At 33.9% G+C, this 19,003-nt stretch carries 19 protein-coding genes; 17 read left to right on the top strand and 2 right to left on the bottom strand.

From position 1 onward, the window contains the following. Positions 1–722: 722 nt before the first annotated feature. From BR73_RS0117370 to BR73_RS0117360, 3 genes are all read left to right on the top strand, one after another. Positions 723–1,622, top strand: coding sequence for a sulfide/dihydroorotate dehydrogenase-like FAD/NAD-binding protein (locus tag BR73_RS0117370; RefSeq protein WP_033166572.1), 900 nt, complete (start codon positions 723–725; stop codon positions 1,620–1,622). Positions 1,623–1,633: 11 nt separating this feature from the next. Then, on the top strand, positions 1,634–3,022 hold the full coding sequence (gene gltA, locus BR73_RS0117365) for an NADPH-dependent glutamate synthase (protein WP_033166571.1): 1,389 nt from the start codon (positions 1,634–1,636) through the stop codon (positions 3,020–3,022). Positions 3,023–3,409: 387 nt separating this feature from the next. Next, positions 3,410–4,990 (top strand): EAL domain-containing protein, encoded by a 1,581-nt coding sequence (locus tag BR73_RS0117360; RefSeq protein ID WP_051685279.1) that lies wholly within the window; start codon positions 3,410–3,412, stop codon positions 4,988–4,990. 221 nt (positions 4,991–5,211) lie between these two features. On the opposite strand, the gene BR73_RS0117355 is transcribed toward BR73_RS0117360, so the two are convergent. Further along, positions 5,212–6,798 carry a putative ABC exporter domain-containing protein gene (locus tag BR73_RS0117355; RefSeq protein WP_081848699.1) on the bottom strand — a complete coding sequence of 529 codons (1,587 nt, stop codon included), beginning with the start codon at positions 6,796–6,798 and terminating at the stop codon, positions 5,212–5,214. A gap of 31 nt (positions 6,799–6,829) precedes the next feature. Next, entirely contained in the window at positions 6,830–7,525 is a 696-nt protein-coding gene (locus BR73_RS0117350; protein WP_033166569.1) for an ABC transporter ATP-binding protein, read from the bottom strand. Positions 7,526–8,183: 658 nt separating this feature from the next. On the opposite strand from BR73_RS0117350, the gene BR73_RS0117345 reads away from it, so the two are divergent. From BR73_RS0117345 to BR73_RS0117285, 14 genes are all read left to right on the top strand, one after another. Further along, a complete protein-coding gene (locus BR73_RS0117345) occupies positions 8,184–8,948 on the top strand; it encodes a lysoplasmalogenase family protein (RefSeq protein ID WP_033166568.1) in 765 nt (254 codons plus the stop codon). Positions 8,949–9,471: 523 nt separating this feature from the next. After that, positions 9,472–10,365: a DUF5688 family protein gene (locus tag BR73_RS27555; RefSeq protein ID WP_051685278.1), complete on the top strand. Its 894-nt coding sequence runs from the start codon at positions 9,472–9,474 to the stop codon at positions 10,363–10,365. 120 nt (positions 10,366–10,485) lie between these two features. After that, positions 10,486–11,196 (top strand): DUF421 domain-containing protein, encoded by a 711-nt coding sequence (locus BR73_RS0117335; protein ID WP_033166567.1) that lies wholly within the window; start codon positions 10,486–10,488, stop codon positions 11,194–11,196. Between the two features lie 264 nt (positions 11,197–11,460). Then, a complete protein-coding gene (locus tag BR73_RS0117330; RefSeq protein WP_033167570.1) occupies positions 11,461–12,036 on the top strand; it encodes a thymidine kinase in 576 nt (191 codons plus the stop codon). Positions 12,037–12,292: 256 nt separating this feature from the next. Continuing rightward, positions 12,293–12,556 carry a phage holin family protein gene (locus BR73_RS0117325; protein WP_033166566.1) on the top strand — a complete coding sequence of 88 codons (264 nt, stop codon included), beginning with the start codon at positions 12,293–12,295 and terminating at the stop codon, positions 12,554–12,556. Then, a complete protein-coding gene (locus tag BR73_RS0117320; protein WP_051685277.1) occupies positions 12,556–13,182 on the top strand; it encodes a peptidoglycan recognition family protein in 627 nt (208 codons plus the stop codon). The genes BR73_RS0117325 and BR73_RS0117320 overlap by 1 nt, the downstream gene beginning before the upstream one ends. 212 nt (positions 13,183–13,394) lie before the next feature. Next, on the top strand, positions 13,395–13,859 hold the full coding sequence (locus BR73_RS0117315; RefSeq protein ID WP_033166565.1) for a hypothetical protein: 465 nt from the start codon (positions 13,395–13,397) through the stop codon (positions 13,857–13,859). Positions 13,860–14,184: 325 nt separating this feature from the next. After that, positions 14,185–14,403 (top strand): hypothetical protein, encoded by a 219-nt coding sequence (locus BR73_RS0117310; protein ID WP_033166564.1) that lies wholly within the window; start codon positions 14,185–14,187, stop codon positions 14,401–14,403. Positions 14,404–15,049: 646 nt separating this feature from the next. Further along, entirely contained in the window at positions 15,050–15,310 is a 261-nt protein-coding gene (locus BR73_RS0117305) for a hypothetical protein (RefSeq protein WP_033166563.1), read from the top strand. Between the two features lie 135 nt (positions 15,311–15,445). Further along, positions 15,446–15,649 carry a hypothetical protein gene (locus BR73_RS0117300; protein ID WP_033166562.1) on the top strand — a complete coding sequence of 68 codons (204 nt, stop codon included), beginning with the start codon at positions 15,446–15,448 and terminating at the stop codon, positions 15,647–15,649. Positions 15,650–15,799: 150 nt separating this feature from the next. After that, on the top strand, positions 15,800–15,931 hold the full coding sequence (locus BR73_RS29655; RefSeq protein ID WP_278248532.1) for a hypothetical protein: 132 nt from the start codon (positions 15,800–15,802) through the stop codon (positions 15,929–15,931). A 50-nt stretch (positions 15,932–15,981) separates the two neighbouring features. After that, positions 15,982–16,359 carry a hypothetical protein gene (locus BR73_RS0117295; RefSeq protein ID WP_033166561.1) on the top strand — a complete coding sequence of 126 codons (378 nt, stop codon included), beginning with the start codon at positions 15,982–15,984 and terminating at the stop codon, positions 16,357–16,359. 99 nt (positions 16,360–16,458) lie between these two features. After that, on the top strand, positions 16,459–16,764 hold the full coding sequence (locus BR73_RS0117290) for a hypothetical protein (protein WP_033166560.1): 306 nt from the start codon (positions 16,459–16,461) through the stop codon (positions 16,762–16,764). Between the two features lie 121 nt (positions 16,765–16,885). Further along, a complete protein-coding gene (locus BR73_RS0117285) occupies positions 16,886–18,493 on the top strand; it encodes a tail fiber domain-containing protein (protein ID WP_033166559.1) in 1,608 nt (535 codons plus the stop codon). Positions 18,494–19,003: the final 510 nt, after the last annotated feature.

Raw genomic sequence — 19,003 nt, 5'->3', positions numbered from 1 at the left:
CACTTAAATATCAAGATATATAGAAAAGCGTTTAAATTTATTGTGTCCCCAATTGTGTGCTATACACACATACAAATTAAAATACAGTAGTAACGCTTTTCTTTCATGCCAACTTTTTATGCAGCTTGAAACTGTTATAGAAACAGCTGGCTGGATTCCCCGATTTTTATTATACCTTATTTTGTGTAAAACATCTAGTATTTATAATTTGGCATAAAGAATTACCGTTATTTTAGCTCTAGTATTTAGAAATTGGTAGAATGATTGTTAGAATGTTGAAACTTTGATTGATAAAAATATAACAACTGGATTATGGCAAATAGGAAAATTGTATAATATAACGACAAAATAACTGAGAGATTTTCAAAATTATATAAAAATGACCATTTAGCTGTATTTAAAGGAAAGGGGGTGGATTTTTTTGAAGAGATAATCTATAATGTAATTTACTAGAGCAAACTGCTGTGTAGAGATTGACAATTATTTAACATGAAGAGTTATGTTAAATGTATAAGTTTAACGGTATATAAAGATTGTAACTATATAAATTAAACTAAGTTTTCTTTGTGGGAATTTTCCTTTACATAACGGCTGTATTGACGATGGCAAAGAGATATTTTGATTTATATTTATAGAATGTTAACTTATTGCAACCTCACAGCGGATTTAATAATAATGCAGGAATTTTCTTGTACGGAGAGGCTCAGTAGGAGGAATAGGTAATGTACAAAATATTGAAAAAGGAAACCCTGGCACCGAATATTTACTTAATGGATATAGAGGCGAAAAGAGTTGCTAAATCTTGTTATCCAGGGCAGTTTGTAATTGTTAAGATGGATGAGAAGGGTGAACGTATTCCTTTGACCATATGCGACTATGATCGTGAAATTGGAAGCGTTACCATTGTATTTCAGGCTTTAGGTTCTTCAACCAAGCGTATGGCTGAGTATGAAGAAGGGGATGAGTTCAGGGATTTTGCTGGTCCTTTGGGAAGAAAATCCGAACTGATCGACGAACCCGAAGATGAACTTCGTAAGAAAAGCATTCTCTTTGTTGCAGGAGGTGTTGGTACTGCCCCTGTGTACCCTCAGGTTAAATGGATGAAAGAGCAGGGATATGATGTAGACTGCGTTATCGGAGCCAGAAATAAAGACCTTATAATCCTGGAAGACGAGATGAAGAAAGTTGCAAAGAATGTCTATGTGACAACCGATGACGGCTCCTACGGTTTTAAAGGAAATGTCAATGACTGCATTAAAGACCTTGTTAATAATCAGGGTAAACATTATGATCTGGTGATTGCTATCGGACCTGTTATCATGATGAAATTTGTCTGTATACTGACCAAAGAGCTTGGTATTCCTACTATTGTAAGTATGAATCCCATAATGGTAGACGGAACCGGTATGTGTGGTGCCTGCAGACTGACTGTTGGCGGCAAGGTTAAATTTGCCTGTGTAGATGGACCTGAATTTGACGGACATTTAGTGGATTTTGATGAATCCATGAAGAGACAGCAGATGTATAAGACTGTAGAAGGCAGAGCTATCTTAAAGGAAAAAGAAGGCGCAACCCACAAAGGGGGCGGCTGTGGCTGCAGTGATGACCCCGCAGACAGATAGGAGCTAAAGAGATGGACGTATTGAAGAAGACACCTGTAAGAGAGCAGGATGCCAAAGAAAGAGCACATAACTTCAAAGAAGTATGTTTAGGATATAACGATGATGAGGCGAAAGAAGAAGCCCTCAGATGTTTAAAATGTAAAAATGCCAAATGTATAGGCGGATGTCCTGTAAGTATCGATATTCCGGGCTTTATTAATCAGGTTGAGAAAGGCAATGTAGAGGAAGCTTACAAAGTTATTAGCAATTATTCCGCTCTGCCTGCCGTATGCGGACGTGTATGTCCTCAGGAATCCCAATGTGAAGAAAGATGTATCAGAGGTATTAAAGGAGAACCTATCTCCATTGGTAAATTAGAACGTTATGTAGCTGACTGGGCAAGAGAAAAAGGGATCAAACCTGAAATGCCTACAGAGCAGAAGAATAAAAAAGTTGCTGTTATCGGCTCCGGACCTGCCGGATTAACCTGTGCAGGAGATCTTGCAAAAGCCGGTTATGACGTAACTATCTTTGAAGCGCTTCATGAAGCTGGTGGAGTATTGGTTTACGGCATTCCTGAATTCCGTCTGCCGAAAGAGACAGTTGTTAAGAGTGAAATAGAAAATGTCAAAGCTCTTGGTGTTAAGATTGAAACCAATGTAGTAATCGGTAAATCCACCACCATCGACGAATTAATGGAAGAGGAAGGTTTTGAGGCTGTATTTATCGGATCAGGAGCAGGACTTCCTAAATTTATGGGAATCCCCGGAGAGAATGCCAATGGTGTATTCTCAGCCAATGAATACCTCACCAGAAACAACCTTATGAAGGCCTTTGAAGCCGGATATGATACCCCTATTGCGGCAGGACAGAGAGTAGCAGTAGTGGGCGGCGGTAATGTGGCAATGGATGCTGCCAGAACAGCACTGAGACTTGGAGCAGAGGTTTATGTTATCTATAGGAGAAGTGAAGAAGAACTTCCTGCCAGAGTTGAAGAAGTACATCATGCCAAAGAAGAAGGAATCATCTTTAAGTTCCTAACCAATCCTACAGAAATCCTTGTAGATGAAAATGGCTGGGTAAAGGGTATGAGATGTGAAGAAATGGAACTCTTAGAGCCGGATGCATCCGGCAGGAGAAGGCCTGTACCCAAAAAGGATTCTGAATTCGAGCTGCCGGTAGATACTGTAATCATGTCTCTTGGCACAAGCCCTAATCCTTTAATCTCATCAACAACGGAAGGTCTTGACCTGAATAAATATAATTGTATCGTAGCAGACGAAGAAACCGGAAAGACAACAAAAGAAGGTGTATTTGCCGGCGGAGATGCAGTTATCGGTGCAGCTACGGTTATCCTTGCCATGGGTGCCGGTAAGAAAGCAGCGAAAGCAATTGATGAATATTTAAGCAATAAAAAGTAATATATGCTATAAAATAGAAGATCTGTAATAAATGTTGGGGTATGTAAAATGAAATGCCTCTTAAAAGTTAGATTGTAAGTCTGACTTTTAGGAGCATATCAAAACATACTGCCAACATTTTTTCTGTTTAAGCATATCCGGAAAGAATAAGCTACTTTATTGTACTGAAGTATCTTTATACTTTCAGCCGTTATTATGCTGTAAGCTTTCAGAGTTTAGGAGGCAAAAATATCCTGACAGTCCGATAACCTTAAAATGAGGCATTGAATGATTGTGCAAACTGTGCAAAAAGTAAAAAAAGATTGCTATAAGAGCTGTTTGTTGGTATAATATGTTGTAAAACAGGCTCAATATAGAAGGAGAGCCCAAGAAAATTGGGGTACAAGAATGTTAATTGATATGATTAGTCTCGAGTTACAGGGAGGGGAGAAAGTATATGTATTACCTTACATAACAGGTAGTATGATATTTATTTCAACTGGTGTATGTGTACTTCTCCTAATCGTATTTGCAATCATCCATAATAGAAAGAGTAAAGCTTTCAAAACACTGGACGGACAGAAGAAGTATTTGGAAGAAGAATTTGATACTCTCGAAATTTCCTTTGAAGAAGCCGTTAATAACAAGAACCAATTGCAGACAAAGAATGAAGAACTAAGAAAAAGTAATGAGAAACTGAAGAAGTTAGCCTATACCGATCTGCTGACCCAGCTGCCGAACCGTTATGCACTGACGGAACTTCTGGATAATGTCATGTTAACACTGAGAAATGAAGAAGTTGTAGCATTAATGTATATCGATGTGGATGATTTTAAGCAGATTACTGATAATCTCGGACATTCCTATGGGGATGAGCTTTTGATAGATATAACCCACAGGCTGAAGCAGTCCATTGATGAGAACGATTTTCTGGCGAGACTTGGAAGTGATGAATTTATTATTCTGTCTCAGAACTTTACGGATATCGGTGAATACGAAGATAAATTAAAGAAGATTCTTAAAGTATTTGAATACCCATTTGTATTATCCTTAAAAGAATATTTTGTTACTGTAAGTATCGGTATCGCAATGGCACCAAAAGATGGAAAGACAACCCAGGTGCTGCTTAAGAATGCCGATTCTGCTATGTATTCAGCAAAAGTTACGGGTAAAAATACCTTTGCATATTTCAAGCCTGCTATGAATGAGAGGCTAATGGAGAAGATACAGAATCAATCGGAATTGAGACGCGCCATAGAAAAACGTGAATTTATCGTATACTATCAGCCTCAGATTGATCTTAATACAGACAAGATAACTGGATTTGAAGCATTGGTAAGATGGGATCATGCAGAAAAGGGAATTCTAAAACCCTCTGAATTCATATCCTTATCAGAAGAAACGGGACTTATTGTACCAATTGGTATTATTGTTATGGAAGAAGCTTTAAAACAGTTAAAGGAGTGGCAGGATAAAGGTTATACCGATTTAACCATGAGTATTAATGTCTCTGTCAGACAGTTAAAGGACAATGATTTCTATTCTAAAGTAAAAGAAGTGATTGAGCAGACAGGTGTAAATCCCGCAAACATTGAGCTGGAAATTACCGAATCAGCTGCTCTGCAGGAAAGTGAACATGCGAAGTCAGTCATAGAAGCCTTAAGTGAACTGGGTATTTCCTTTGCCCTGGATGACTTTGGTACCGGATATTCCTCAATGAATTATCTGAAGCTATATCCCATCAGCAGCATTAAGATGGATAAGAGCTTTTTGGATACACTCTTTACTGATGAGTTTAACAAGAGTATTATAGAGTCAACCATAGCACTGGTTCAAAGTATGAATCTTACTGTTACGGCAGAAGGTCTGGAAAGCAGTGAACAGGAGGAGTTCCTTAAAAGTGCAAGATGCAATAGAGCTCAGGGATTTTTATACAGTGAAGCATTGTCGGTGAATCAGGCAGAAGCATTTCTTATAAGCAATAAATAAAGAAGCGTATCTGGCTCATAAACTCCAGTAACTACAATATAAAGAATACTTATTCATTATAAAAGCATGGTGTATGAAACAGAGAAGCAGCTAATTAAATAAAATTGATCATAAATATGCTCCGCTTTATGATATATATTTGATATGCAAATATATGCCATGAAGCGGAGCATGTTTTCGTTAGAGCTTGTACTTTTAATTATACCATTATTATAATAACATCAGTTCTTCCTTTGCATAGTAGGCATATCGGAAGCATGCAGTACTCCTCGGCTGAAAAAGAAAAATAATACTGAAAGAATAATTTCCCATAAACTTAACAGAATAAGTCCAACACTTAAGGCATTTGCCGTATATGCAATTAATAAGGCGATGAATCCAGGTACCATTGTAAACATAATAAAGAGAAGATAGATAAACAATAAAAGTCCCTGGCTGATAATATTTTGAAAGATTCGCTGAGACAGCATATTGGCAGCAATCAGGTAAATGGAGAAACAGCTGCGTGCTATGGCGCATAACAAAGCAATAACCGGGTTCCAGTTTGTAAAAATCAGCGCAGGCAGGAACATAAGGAAACTCTCTAAAATATGTTTTAATATGATCTCACCGTTACTCCAGATAATTTTATTGAAGGAGGATTCCGGTATTAAATAAATGTAATGAGTGTAGAGCTCCTTTAAACCACGGCCGGTACCTATGAGAAAACATTGCAGGTAGAAGGAAGCAGCCAATATAATTAGCATGGTCATGCTTTCTTTGTTAAAATATGCAGCTATATTTGCACCTGCTATCATAAACAGTGAGCTGCCATCCAGTAAAGAAAAACGATTATTTCTTGAGGACTCCAAAAGATGCTTATATAATATTGCCTGGGCACCAATACCGGCCAAACGTTTATTCCCCTTGTTAACCTTCTTCGGAGTCTTGCTGACTGCATTGATATTACCTTCTGTAAGCGCTCTTTTCTTCTCGAAGGAAGTTTCGGTAGCCACTAATACATCCTCATAATAATCGGAATTATATAAGATAATTACAGCTATAAAAAAGATACCAAGAAGCAGAGTAAGTAAAATATTAAAACCTGCAGCTGCCATGTTTCCTGCCAGATAGGTTCTGAGACCTTCCGTAGTCCAGCCCACTATTGGCAGCAGCTTTAAACTGCCATCCTCAAGGATTGAAAAAAGAGTTTCTTTATAATCACCTATTTCCAGATATTTTCTAAGGTAACTAACAGCCAATACTAATATAGGCAATATTGCTATAACTTTAACTATCTTTTTACGGCGTTCATGCTGGTTGGTTATCATGTAAATAGCCAGAGACATAAATTCACAGATTAAAAGCGCTAATACATATGCACCGAAGAAAAGGAACAAATGGATGGTATTCAGGCCTAAGGAGGCAAAGGTGGTACCCTGCAGCAGTAAGAACAGTCCTCCGATAAGACTTTTTCCGGCCTGTGATAATATTCCGTAGCCAAGGATTTGCTTCGGGTTAACAGGTGCACCAAAGAGCAGATTAACATCGCTCATTTCAAAGAAACTGCTGCCAGAGGATAGACCCTTTGTTATACCGCCAAAGTAGAAAAACATCAGATAGACGGTAAAAAATACAAGGAGCCACTGGGGTTTGGCACTTGTTGGAAGTGCCGGAGGGTTTAATACGGTCAGCACTATGGAATACCCAAAGAACAGGATGAAAAATAGATATAATATAACCATAGAGGGCTTCCGTAGCATATTTTTGAATTTATTCTTTAAAGTTCTTGTTATTAAGAAAATTATACTGTTCACAATTACTCCCATCTGCGTTCTTAATTATTCTGCAGTTCAATATTTATTTACCTTCGGTTATGGAAAAGAACAAGGCCTCCAGACTGCTCTGGCTGTCCAGATCTTTTCGTCTTCTGCTCTCCATGATCCTTCCATCTTTCATAATATGTGTTGTGTCCCAAGTCTCTTCCATGCTGTCAATCATATGTGTGCTTATGATAATGGAAATCCCTTCGGTTTTCAATTCTGCAATAATTGATTTTAATTCTCTTATAGCATGTGGATCCAGTCCTACAAAAGGCTCATCAAATATTATTGCCTTGGGTTTGGGAAGGAGAGCACAACAGATACTGACTTTTTGCTGCATTCCTTTTGATAGTTCCTGTCCTAATTTGGTACGTTTATCAGCCAGCTCAAAACGGGTTAAGAGCTCTTCCGCATAATCCTCCCAATTTTTTAGACGATATGCTCTGGCAATAAATTGAAGGTGTTCCTCAACGGTAAGCATCGGGTACATAGCCGGTAGTTCCGGTACATAACCTAACTGTCTTTTCGCTTCTATACTATGGTTGTCATAACCGTTAATCATAATAGTACCGTCGAAACGCAAGAGTCCGCAGATACTTTTTATCAAGGTTGATTTTCCGGCACCGTTGGCACCCAGCAGCACCGTGATTTCCTTATCACCGGCTTCCAGGCTGATATCATTGCTTGCAATGGTTTTACCGTATTTTTTTGTTACATTTTTAACCTGTATCATAATGCCCCCTAAATATATTGAATTTATATAAGTTGTCGAGTGGAAAGAAGGATAACGGAAGATAGTCATATGGGAATATTATACATGAAAAAGTGCGCAAAGTATAGAGTGAGTTAAGATAAATCCATTCTTTCCTTGTATAATAAATCTATTTTCACCTTTGATTGTTCCGGCTCAGATAAATACCTCCTTTGTTATTTCTTTATATAATAAGTCACTTTTTTTATAGCTACAACCAATTCTGAGTTTCTATATGTAACATCGTTTTGACATTACATGTTACTAGAGCATTTTTTCAGTATTATCCTTGAAAGAAACTTGTCGGGTAAACCCAATGCGCCTGCTTTTTGTATACATGTTTGTTCATTCCTTCATTCTATTTCTTCTTTCATTGATTATTTGTACAATGCTTCCATATCAGTTATAATTAAGGATAAAGAGTGGAATAAGACAGATGGTTAAGTGGAAAAATTTGCAGTAATAAGAACTATAGGAATATTATTGAGGTTAATTTTATGGTAATTTGTTAATGATTTATAAAAATATGTGTTAGAAGTGAAATGTGACAAGAATTATAGAATCATATTGTAAATGTAATTATTGAAATAAAAAGTAAGACATTCAACTGTAGATAAACGAATTAATAGAGGATGAAATAATGAAAAACAAGAAACCGATACTTATATATTTAACCGTTTTTTATATACTAACAGAGTTGATTATCTATGTAAGCTTTATGACAGGAGATATGAACGGATCTCTGAAAATTACTACCATCACTTTGTTAAAATATATTTCTGTTCTGTTATGTTTTGTATATTCTGTAGTCGTTTCTATCCTGTTTCGGGAAAAGGATACAATAATTCTTGTTGCTGCTTTTTGTTTTACCGGCATATCAGATTATTTTTTACTTTTTACAGTCAGTTTTACTTTTGGGATGCTTTCATTTTCTATAGTACAGCTTATTTATCTCCTAAGACTTTGGTATCTGGATATAAATGAAGGAAAAAAAACAGTTTTATTCTATCGCTTATTGCTAAATTTTTTAATGTGGGCTGGAGTTTTATCTGTATTAAAGCTGCTGGGAATTCTAAATGGGAAGATAGAAATATCTGATAGACTGCTGCTTTACGTGGCTGGTTTTTATTTTATTACCATACTCCACAATGTTATAAGGTCTTTCATTCATATGAATAATTACAAGAGTTCAAAATCAATAATCTTTGCACTGGGTATGCTTTTATTTATTCTTTGTGATATTAACGTAGGTATTTATAATATGGAAGGTTTTATTACAATAAATCAGCAAGTTTTTCATAAGTTATACAGTTTCGCAGAAATAGCAATGTGGATGTTTTATTTACCGGCTCAGGTCTGTATAGCGTTAAGCGGCAGTGTTGTAAAGAAAGCAAGGGAAAAGTAAATCTGACGAAAAAGCGAAATGAATTTTGTGAAGAATTATTTCCATGAATTTCTTGAACAGTCTCTATTTATCTGTTATTATACTTTATAAGTTAAGTTCTTATTTCTGGGAGTGGTCTTAATCTTCTTATTCTATAATAATTATTATTAAGGAATCTAAAAATCATTAAAACGAAAATCATTAAAAATCATTAAAACGAACATTATAAAAAATCATTAAAACAAACACCATTAAAAATCATTAAAACGAGAAATCATTAAAACGAGAAATCATCAAAACGAAAATCATCACCAAAATTAAAGCAAAAAACCATCAAAGCTAAAAACGAAAAACCTCCATTCTATTGGTAGTAGTTTCTGTAGTTTACTATTCTGTTTATAAACAGCTCATTACTTCTAATGTTATCATATTTCATTTCCGTAAAACCAACCCAGACATTATTGACCTATTAATGCAAGAAACGGCTCAGGATAGTTCGAATTCCTTTGCTGTTTATTAATAAAACAAACAAAGGAGAATTTATATGCAGGGAAATCTGAAAAAGTTGGATTTCAGTTCATTTGCAGTACAACTGAAAGAACTTGTGAGTGCGCAGCTAGGTGAGGAATTTGAATTATATCTTCATACAGCTGCCAAAAATAATGGAGGACTAAGAGAAGGTATTGTAGTTAGGAAAAAAGAGGAACGGGTAACTCATAGCATTTATCTGGAGCTGTATTACAAAAAATACATAAAAAATGTGGAACTTGAGAATATTGCAGTGGAGTTTGTAGAGGCTTATAGTCAAGCTGCCCTAAATAATCTGCCGGAGGCAGAAGTGCTTGAGGATTTTAATAAGATTAGAGAAAATATATTCTTCCGGCTTGTTAACTATCAGAAAAATGAAGATGTTTTAAGAGATGTACCATTTCTGAAATTTCTTGATCTGGCTATTACATTTCATTGCCTGGTTCAGAATAAAAAGGATTATATCAGTTCATTAAGAATAACAAATCGTCATTTAGAAGGCTGGGGGATAAATATCAAAATACTGACAGAGGTTGCCAAAGATAATACACCTCGTATCTTTCCGGCATCAATCAGAACAATGGAGGAAATCCTTGGTGGTTTTTCCTTAGCAGCGGATAATATAAACCGTATGTATGTTATTTCTAATGGGACAGGTATTAATGGGGCAAGTTGCTTGCTGTACAAAGATGTAATTAATGTTTTGGCAGAAGAACTGAACGGTAATCTCTTTATCCTCCCAAGTAGTATTCACGAAATAATTGTTATTAAAGATGACGGATTTGTTGGGAAAGATGAGCTTGTTGATATGGTTAAGGATGTTAATCTAACACAGGTAGCAGAAGAAGATTTCTTATCAGATAGCGTCTATTATTATTCAGCAGATGAGCAGAGAATTATGAAAGCTTAATTTTACTATAAAAAATATATGAAAGTGAAAATTAGAGTGAAATTTTCATAATTCACATATATTTGTGCATCCTAAGTTTAATGATAATATGAGTATTCATTCCTAAGGAGAAGTAAATATATGGACTTAATAAAAATAGCAGTATTATCTTTAAGCTCAGCTGCGGTACTTTTTATATTAACGAAAATTATGGGTGACAGAGAAATGTCCGAGTTGAGTATGTTTGATTATATAACCAGTATAACGATAGGTTCCATTGCAGCGGAGATGGCAACATCACTGGAGGATGATTTTCGAAGACCATTATTAGCAATGGTTATTTATGGAGTAGTATGTTTTGTAATATCATTATTAACCTGTAAATCAATTAAACTTCGAAGATTTTTTGAAGGGCATTCTCTGATAATGTATCAGAATGGGAAACTTTATAATAAAAATATGTTGAAAGCAAAAATAGACGTGGATGAATTTTTGTCCATGTGCAGGGTTAACGGTTACTTTGACCTGAGTGAAATCCATACTGCAATTCTGGAGTCAAATGGTAAACTAAGTATACTTCCTATGGCAAAGAACAAACCGGTAACAGCTGAAGATCTAAATCTTAATCCGGAACAGAGTTTTCCTATGTCAAATGTAATAATAGACGGGAAAATATTAAAAAGCAATCTGCAATGGGCAGGAAAAAACGAAATTTGGCTGGAGAAACAACTTAGCGCCCAGGGTATCAAGGACATCAAAGAGGTAATGCTTGCAACCTGTGACAGCACGGACAGTCAGTTAAATATTTACGTTAAGCTGCCGGTGGTTTCTAAAAATGATATGTTTCAATAGATATATATAAAGAAAATCGTATCTCCAACCATTATCAAGTGCTTGGAGATACTTTTTTGTTAAAGCTATGAGAGTATAATGGCAGTAATCCTTTCGGCGAAGCAAAAGGCACTTGTTTGAAATATCTGTTGGCTTTATTCGAAATTCAAGTCAGTGTGACCGGTTCACTTGAAATATAAAAACAGAACATATATAATGGGTGAAAGGTTTTTATATTACATATTGCTTATCTTATTCAAGAAGCTGGCAAAAGCAGGAGGAAAGATGTCTAAGTTATATTTTAAATACGGCTGTATGAACAGCAGTAAATCTGCAAATTTATTAATGATAAAACATAATTATGAGGAACAGGGATTCAGAGTGTTACTCCTAAAACCTCAAATTGATGATAGAGACGGTCAGGATATTATTAAATCCAGAGTTGGTATCCAGAGTAAATGTATCACCCTTGGAAGCGACAGTTCCGTATATTCCTGTTACGACCCGGATAAAATTGATGTTGTCATGGTTGATGAAGCTCAGTTCTTAAGTGAAGAACAGGTTAATGAGCTGTATCAGATTTCGTTCCGTATTCCAGTTATGTGTTTTGGACTTCTAATCGACTTTACCCAACACTTATTTCCGGGCAGTAAACGTCTGGTAGAACTTTCGGAGAGCATACAGGAGATTAAAACAGTATGCAAATGCGGAAAGAAAGCTACCATCAATGCACGTTTTGATCAGAATGGGAGAGTAATGACAAAAGGTGAACAGATAGATATTGGTGGTAATGAAAAATATAGAGCCTTATGTAAAGAATGTTATGCGAGATTAGTGCGTGAAGCAAAAAAAGCCTTGTAAAATCAGAAATATAATCTACTGGTAAAGTGCTGAAAGGTAAATTTACTTTCAAAAATAATGCAGTAGTAAAAAGAGGAGGAGGACTCCTCTTTTTATTTTGCAATAAAAGTAAATATATGGTAAAATAGTCTTAAGATACTATCTGTGTTTTGTATAGTTTGATAGTATAGGGATTCGGCATAAAAACAGAAGTAAACAATAACACATCATTATGAGGAACTTGAGGAGTTGCCAACAAGAAAAGGAGAGGATAATTATGGGAGATTTATTACAGTATGTAGTAGTATTAGTAATGGCAATTTGCCTGGCAGTTGGTTATATCATTAAACATAGCCTGGATTTCATTCCAAACAAATACATACCTCTTATAATGGCTGTATTGGGTGTTACTTTAAATGTCTGGGTAAATGGCTGGAATTTTACACCAGAAATCTTATTGGGAGGATTAGCCAGTGGATTGGCAAGCACCGGAGCATTTGAAGCTGTCAGGAATCTTACTGAGAAAGAAGATGATAAATAATGGATATCATCCAAAAATACATGACCAAGAACCGATGTTATTCATCACCTGTTACCATTAATGTTAAAAAACTAGTGCTGCATTCCCTGGGGGTAGCACAGCCTGACTCAGATATTATCTTTAACAAGATGAACACGGACAGTTCCAGAATATCGGTTCATGGCTTTATAGAGGCAGATCGAATTATTCAGACATTACCCTGGAATTATAAGGGATGGCATGTTGGTTCAGGAAAAAAAGGCTCTTATAATAACTCTGCGATTGGTATTGAACTTTGTGAACCAAAAGGACACACTTATAATGGCGGAACAATGGTTGATTATAATGTGAGCGCTAATAAAGCATATTTTACCAAGGTATATAACAATGCAGTTCAGTTATTTGCCATGTTAAGTAAAGAGTTGGAGCTAGATCCGTTAAAAGATATTGTATGTCATTGTGAGGTATATTCTCTTGGTTATGGTTCAAATCATGCCGATGTTATGCAATGGTTTCCAAGACACAAGAAAACCATGGATACCTTCAGAGCGGATGTTAGAAAAGAAATAAATAATACTAAGTCTGCAGTAATGAAAAAGATATCATCTGCAAAAGAGACTGAATTAATACAGAAACAGCTTATATAAATTAAAGGGCACTCCTTCTGCTAAACGGAACGGGTGTCCTTTTGCTTGGTGCTTTTTTACTATTTCATTGCAAAATTACTGCAAAAAGGATAGGATAGAACCAAGGCCATTAACAATATGGATTATATAATAAATTTATTGAACGGGTCAGAGGGAAAGGTTAAATAAAAGGATATTCGTACATTAATATAAATTTTGTTGAGGTATTTAAAATGAATATAGTAAATAAAGGTACCTACTATTCAAATGACCAATTAGCTCAAATCATAAATAAAATGGCTTTAAAAGCATCACCAAAAGAGTTAATTATTTGTGAAAATAGAAAAGATATATTACCTTATATAAGAAGATTTAATATTACTGACAGACTCAGTATACTACTTGATATAACAATATGGGCTGGCAGGGTTGAAGGTATATATCTTGAAAAATCAGAAATCATAATAATTTTTGTATATAGCCAGACTGATGATGGATTGGATTATCAGAGTAAACAGCTTTATTCACTACATTCATTAGCTCATGAAATGAGACATGTCTGGCAGCAAAGAAATAACTTTACAAAAGATGTTGAAAAAGATGCCGACCACTTTGCTACAAAATTTATTAATACAAATAGCGAGTATATATCAAAAGTTATGAAATGGGAGGAGGAGTGGGAAGTAGAAGAGGAATAATAAAAAAATGATTCATTACTCAGGAAGGTGAAATGTTTTATGGGCTTTAAGAGGAGTAAAGGATTTGTAAAACCTAAAAAAGGCAACAAAAAATGCACCTAAAGGGACTCGACTTGTCAACAATAAAGCTGTAATGCTGATAAACACTAGGGTTTTAGATATAAAATAACAAGCTTGATTACAAAATGATTACAATTATTCAAAAAAATGATTTTAGGTTAAATCTTAGAATAAGGCTCTTACAAAATGTAGGGGTCTTATTTTAATGTTTAATATCCTTAATTAAGTATATACTTACGAGAATAAGTAAATAAGGAGTATTTTAATGGGAAAGGTTAAAAGTCAGGACTTAGACAAGTATAAAGACGAAGAATTATTACCCTTAAGAGTGTTAATGGATTTATTACCCTGGGGCTCTACAAAGACATGGTCAATGATAAGAAAGGGTGAACTACCATTTCTAATTAAAGTCGGAAAGTCTTATTTTTTCTATAAAAGTTCTTATATAGAATATTTTAAAAGTATGGAAGGAAGGGAAGTATAAATAAAAATATAAGGGATATCCCTTATATTTATAAATAGTATTGGCTTGGTTTAGATTGTTTAGACTGAATCTTATATAATTTTAACTTTACTTAGACTAATTATTTCATTAGTTATTTTTCTACAATAAAAATTGATAATCTTGAATAAGGACTTAATTGCTGCTTATGATGATTGATTGAGTTCTTATTTTAATGTTTAAATATGACTTTTTATTACATAATTATATTGCAAATATCTTCCATGTAATATAATATATATTAATATAATAGTCAGGTTTAATTATGAATCAGGTTGTAGGATTTTGATGGAATGGTATAGAGAAGTGGTAAAAAGGATGATATTTAATGTATAGATAATTTTTGAAATTAGATGAAAATATATGTTAAGTACTGGGACTCATTAATTTAAAAACATAGGAGTAGACATAGACAAATGCACTATTACGACGATGGAAGGAAAAACATTTAAAATAAAGCCTTATGATATGAGTACTACGGTGTCTTGGACACCCACTTCCACAATAGTTTATAATAAAAATGAATCTAGTTTAGAATATGAACCTAGTGGTCAAAAAGTAAAAATTATGTAAAATTGCGTTACAGCACCAAATATAAATATGATGTGTATTTGTGAGGAGATAAACAATGGAAAATACAGCGACTCATTTTGAATGTGAAGTAAAAGATTTAAGTTATTATACAATCGAAAGAGAAATATCAAATTACTTTAATATGGGTATACCTGATAATTCCAATATACCTCCTGAAATGAAAGAGGATTCTTGGGAAAATTGCATTTTGGTATGTACAGAAAAAAGTGGAGAGTTTTCAATAAGAAATTATAGATTAACAAATGGAAATATATTTTTAAGCGTAACTTTAAAAGGAAAGATACATAAAAGTTAAAAAAATAAACGATTTAAGATGTTGTTTATTGGTGAACGGAGAATTATAATGCTGTCTAGCGGAGTTGTAATAGTTATATATAAGTGAAAACTACACGAAACAATCAATTGAGATTATTTGAAAGGAAAAATAAAAATGGATGACTTTGAAAAAGAAGAAGAAAAATTAAGAATGCTGGAAGCAATGGATCGTAATTGTTGGGAAACTGAAACCGATAAAAACTCATCATATGAAGAGGTCAAAAAAAATTTTAAGGAAATGATAGAAGAATATGAAGCTATTGACGAAGAAATGTATTCAAACGGAAGAGACTATGATGCAGAAAATTCTGATGATTAGTTTATTCATGCTTGTTTAATTAAAAGAGGTTATTAAATGAAGAAAATTAAAGTAACGCTTGAAATAGAAGTTGACGAACACGAGTTAGAAGAGATGCTAAGTTCATAGAATGCATATGAGCAATTAACAGTCCAAGAGTATTTTGAATGCATGAGATTTAAAAAGCAAGGAGATAAGGTTATCTTTTCAAATGAAATAGAAGATTTCTATAACAATAACGAAGGATATTCAAATTGTATTAAAAATGTAAGTGTAGCCAGTATATACCTTGGAGAAGAATAAGCATTCCAAATGAACATTTTATAGTATAAAATCAAAGGAGAAAGTATTTAATGAAGAATAATGAGAAAATCAAGTATTTAGTTGTTGTTATTGATTCTAGGAGGTATCTCGTATTTAACCAGACAGCGATATTGATTGAAGATAATAATTCATTAGCGAAGTTTTTAGCTGACAATAAAGAAATTATTAAATCGTTTGATGTTGGGTTAGACTCTTTATTGTATTCAATCAATGATCAGTCTGGTTCAATTAGTATTAAATTAATATCCGGTAGCATTATAAAATATGTGAATGGAGTTCCAGTAAGCTTTGTCTCTGAAGATTTACCTACATTAGAGTACATTAACTCAGATAAATCACAAATTGATTATAATAAAAAAATTCAACTAGGATATGACAAAGAATCAGGTATTGAATTTCTAAAATAAAAAAGCTACACTGACGAGTCTTAAATAGACGAAACAGGGATTTATACTCATGTATGTGGTAGTAAAGTTAAAGTATCATTTATGCAAATGGAGGAATATATGACTGGATTAGAATTGGCTTTTGAAGAGGACATGAGATACATATGTAGAGAAGCTATTAAAATTGGATATAGACCAAGAGTGTTTGCCGAAATGCTTACAATAAAAGGAGGATTAATTACCGCTAAACAGTTAGTTATGCAAGATAATCCAACAGAAGGATTTACTAAGTTATATGAGAAAAATAGACTTGATTTAACTGCTGAAGCATTTATTATTAAAGCAAAATATAAAGAATTATTTACGGAAGAAGAAATACAGATTAGTTACAATAGACTAAAGGAATATGGATATAATATTGATTAATGACCAAGACATTACTCCAACGGGTAGTGTCTTTGTTTATGACCACAATATCCCTGTATACTTATATAGTTTGATACCTTAGAATATAAGCATAACAATTATATTCTGGAGACAATACATAATGGGAAAAGATTTAAAAGGAAAAGAACTTGGTGAAGGATTACGCCAAAGAAAAGACAAAGATATGGTTTTTCTTTCAGGGACATCAGAGGCCAATAATGCAGTAAATAAAAAATTACCAGATTTATTAAATATACATAATAATGTTGATTTGGCTAAGTTGCAATCATACTTACGTGAAACCTTCCCAAAAGAAAAATCTAAAATTATAAGTTATGGTTATCACGATGTAAATGCAATGGTTTTAACAGTACAAAATAATACTGCTTATGCTTATGATTTTAATCAGGAAATTGATTTTATCCCACAATGTAATAAAGCTCCTAAAGGGGAAGTTCAGTTAATAGTAAATGGAATTTATGGACAAAAAATCTATAATGAGGCTTTCAGGTTTTTCAATAACAGTACAAATTTTGCCTATAGAAAACCAGAATCTTATATTGAAATATATTCAAATATTTATTCCGAAGCGGTTGGAGGATATATACAAGTCTATGAAATGGACAGAAAAGGGGTCAAACTTTTGCAAGAAACACAACTTGAAGAACATGACCTTGAATATGTATTTATAGAAGAATCAACAGGCAGGCAATATGTTGAGAAATCAAAAGGATTTGACGCTAATTTAATGGCAGCTACGGGGACATTTGCCGGAGCTGTGACAGCTGGTCAGGTAATTGGTAGCGAAATAACCGGATCTACAATGACAGCATCTACAATTACGGGTTCAGATATAAATGGATCTAGATTTACGTCTTTTGGTTATCGTAATGGTATCCCACAAAAAACATTAATTGATAATGGGTACATAACAAGCAATTATATGAAAGTAAAACCTATGAATGAAACTACAAATGATTTTTCGGACGATTCAGCCGGATATACATTTATAGGGGCTAAACAGATAGGAATATATCATAATGGGGCTTTTCCTCTCTTAATAACAAATGGGGATATAATTTGTACTAGCATAGAAACAACATCTTCTTTAAAGGCTGATAATATCATATCTAACAAATTTAACGGGGTTTCAGTATTAGGAGATATCATAACAAGTTTTAATAAGAGTAATTATTCTTTTAATCCTGAATTTCATCGTCACGACACGTTATATAATGACTCTTTACAAACTGCGTTTTTCTCATCATCAGGTAATTTTGCAAATCGAAATGGTGGTGACTTAGGCTCTCCAACTTATAGATGGGGAACAGGTTACTTTGCTTCAGCTCCTTCAGTAACTTCAGATAGAGTCATGAAACATGATATTGAGGAATTACCAGAGATCTATAAGAAACTGATTCTTAAATTAAAACCTGTTAGATTTAAATATAATGACGGTTCCTCGGATCGTTTTCACACTGGTTTCATAAGCCAGGATGTAGAGACTGCTTTATTTGAATTAGGAATAGATACAAAAGATTTTGGTGGTTTTGTGAAGCATCCAGTGTACGAAAAAATCAATGAATTTGGTGAATATGATGTTAACAGTCCTATTACCGGATACCTTTATATGTTGAGATCAGAAGAATTTATATCCCCAGCTATTTCTGTAATTCAGCAACTTGATCAGAGAATTAATGATTTGGAACAGAAGTTAGCTAAAATATGAGAAATATAATAGAGAAAAAGGATTAAGGGTGTCTATTTAAAAGACACCGTTTCATTATGTAGGATATTAAGTGGATGCAAGAAAAACTTAATAAGGTAAATAAGCTTTATGAGATTCCTATTACAGGCGAACTTGACAGTAAGGCTAGAGTTTCAGTACTTATGTTTGTTGCCGGAAGATGATGGAACTGGGATTCTGCATCTGGGTTTAGTGTTGGATTAGCGAGTATCAAAATTTTAAATACACTTTAAAAAGTTGTTATGGGTTACATAATGATTGATAGTAAGAAATCAACTAATAGATAGGTATGTATCACATTCTTGTTATATAATGGTATTTATTGTATAATTAAGAAAAAAGGGTGGTATTTTAGAATCAATTTCAACAATTTATACAAAAATGATAAATGAGCATTATTGTGATTAATATAAAGCACACTATTCTCGTTAACACTTCATATTGATTTATCAAATAATTTTGTGGGGATTAAACTTATGGTAACCACTTACA

Source organism: Clostridium sp. KNHs205, assembly GCF_000702945.1.
In the GTDB taxonomy this organism is placed as follows: domain Bacteria; phylum Bacillota; class Clostridia; order Lachnospirales; family Lachnospiraceae; genus Anaerocolumna.
The sequence above is the reverse complement of the archived record's forward strand: the minus strand, read 5'-3'. Positions and strand labels throughout refer to the sequence as shown.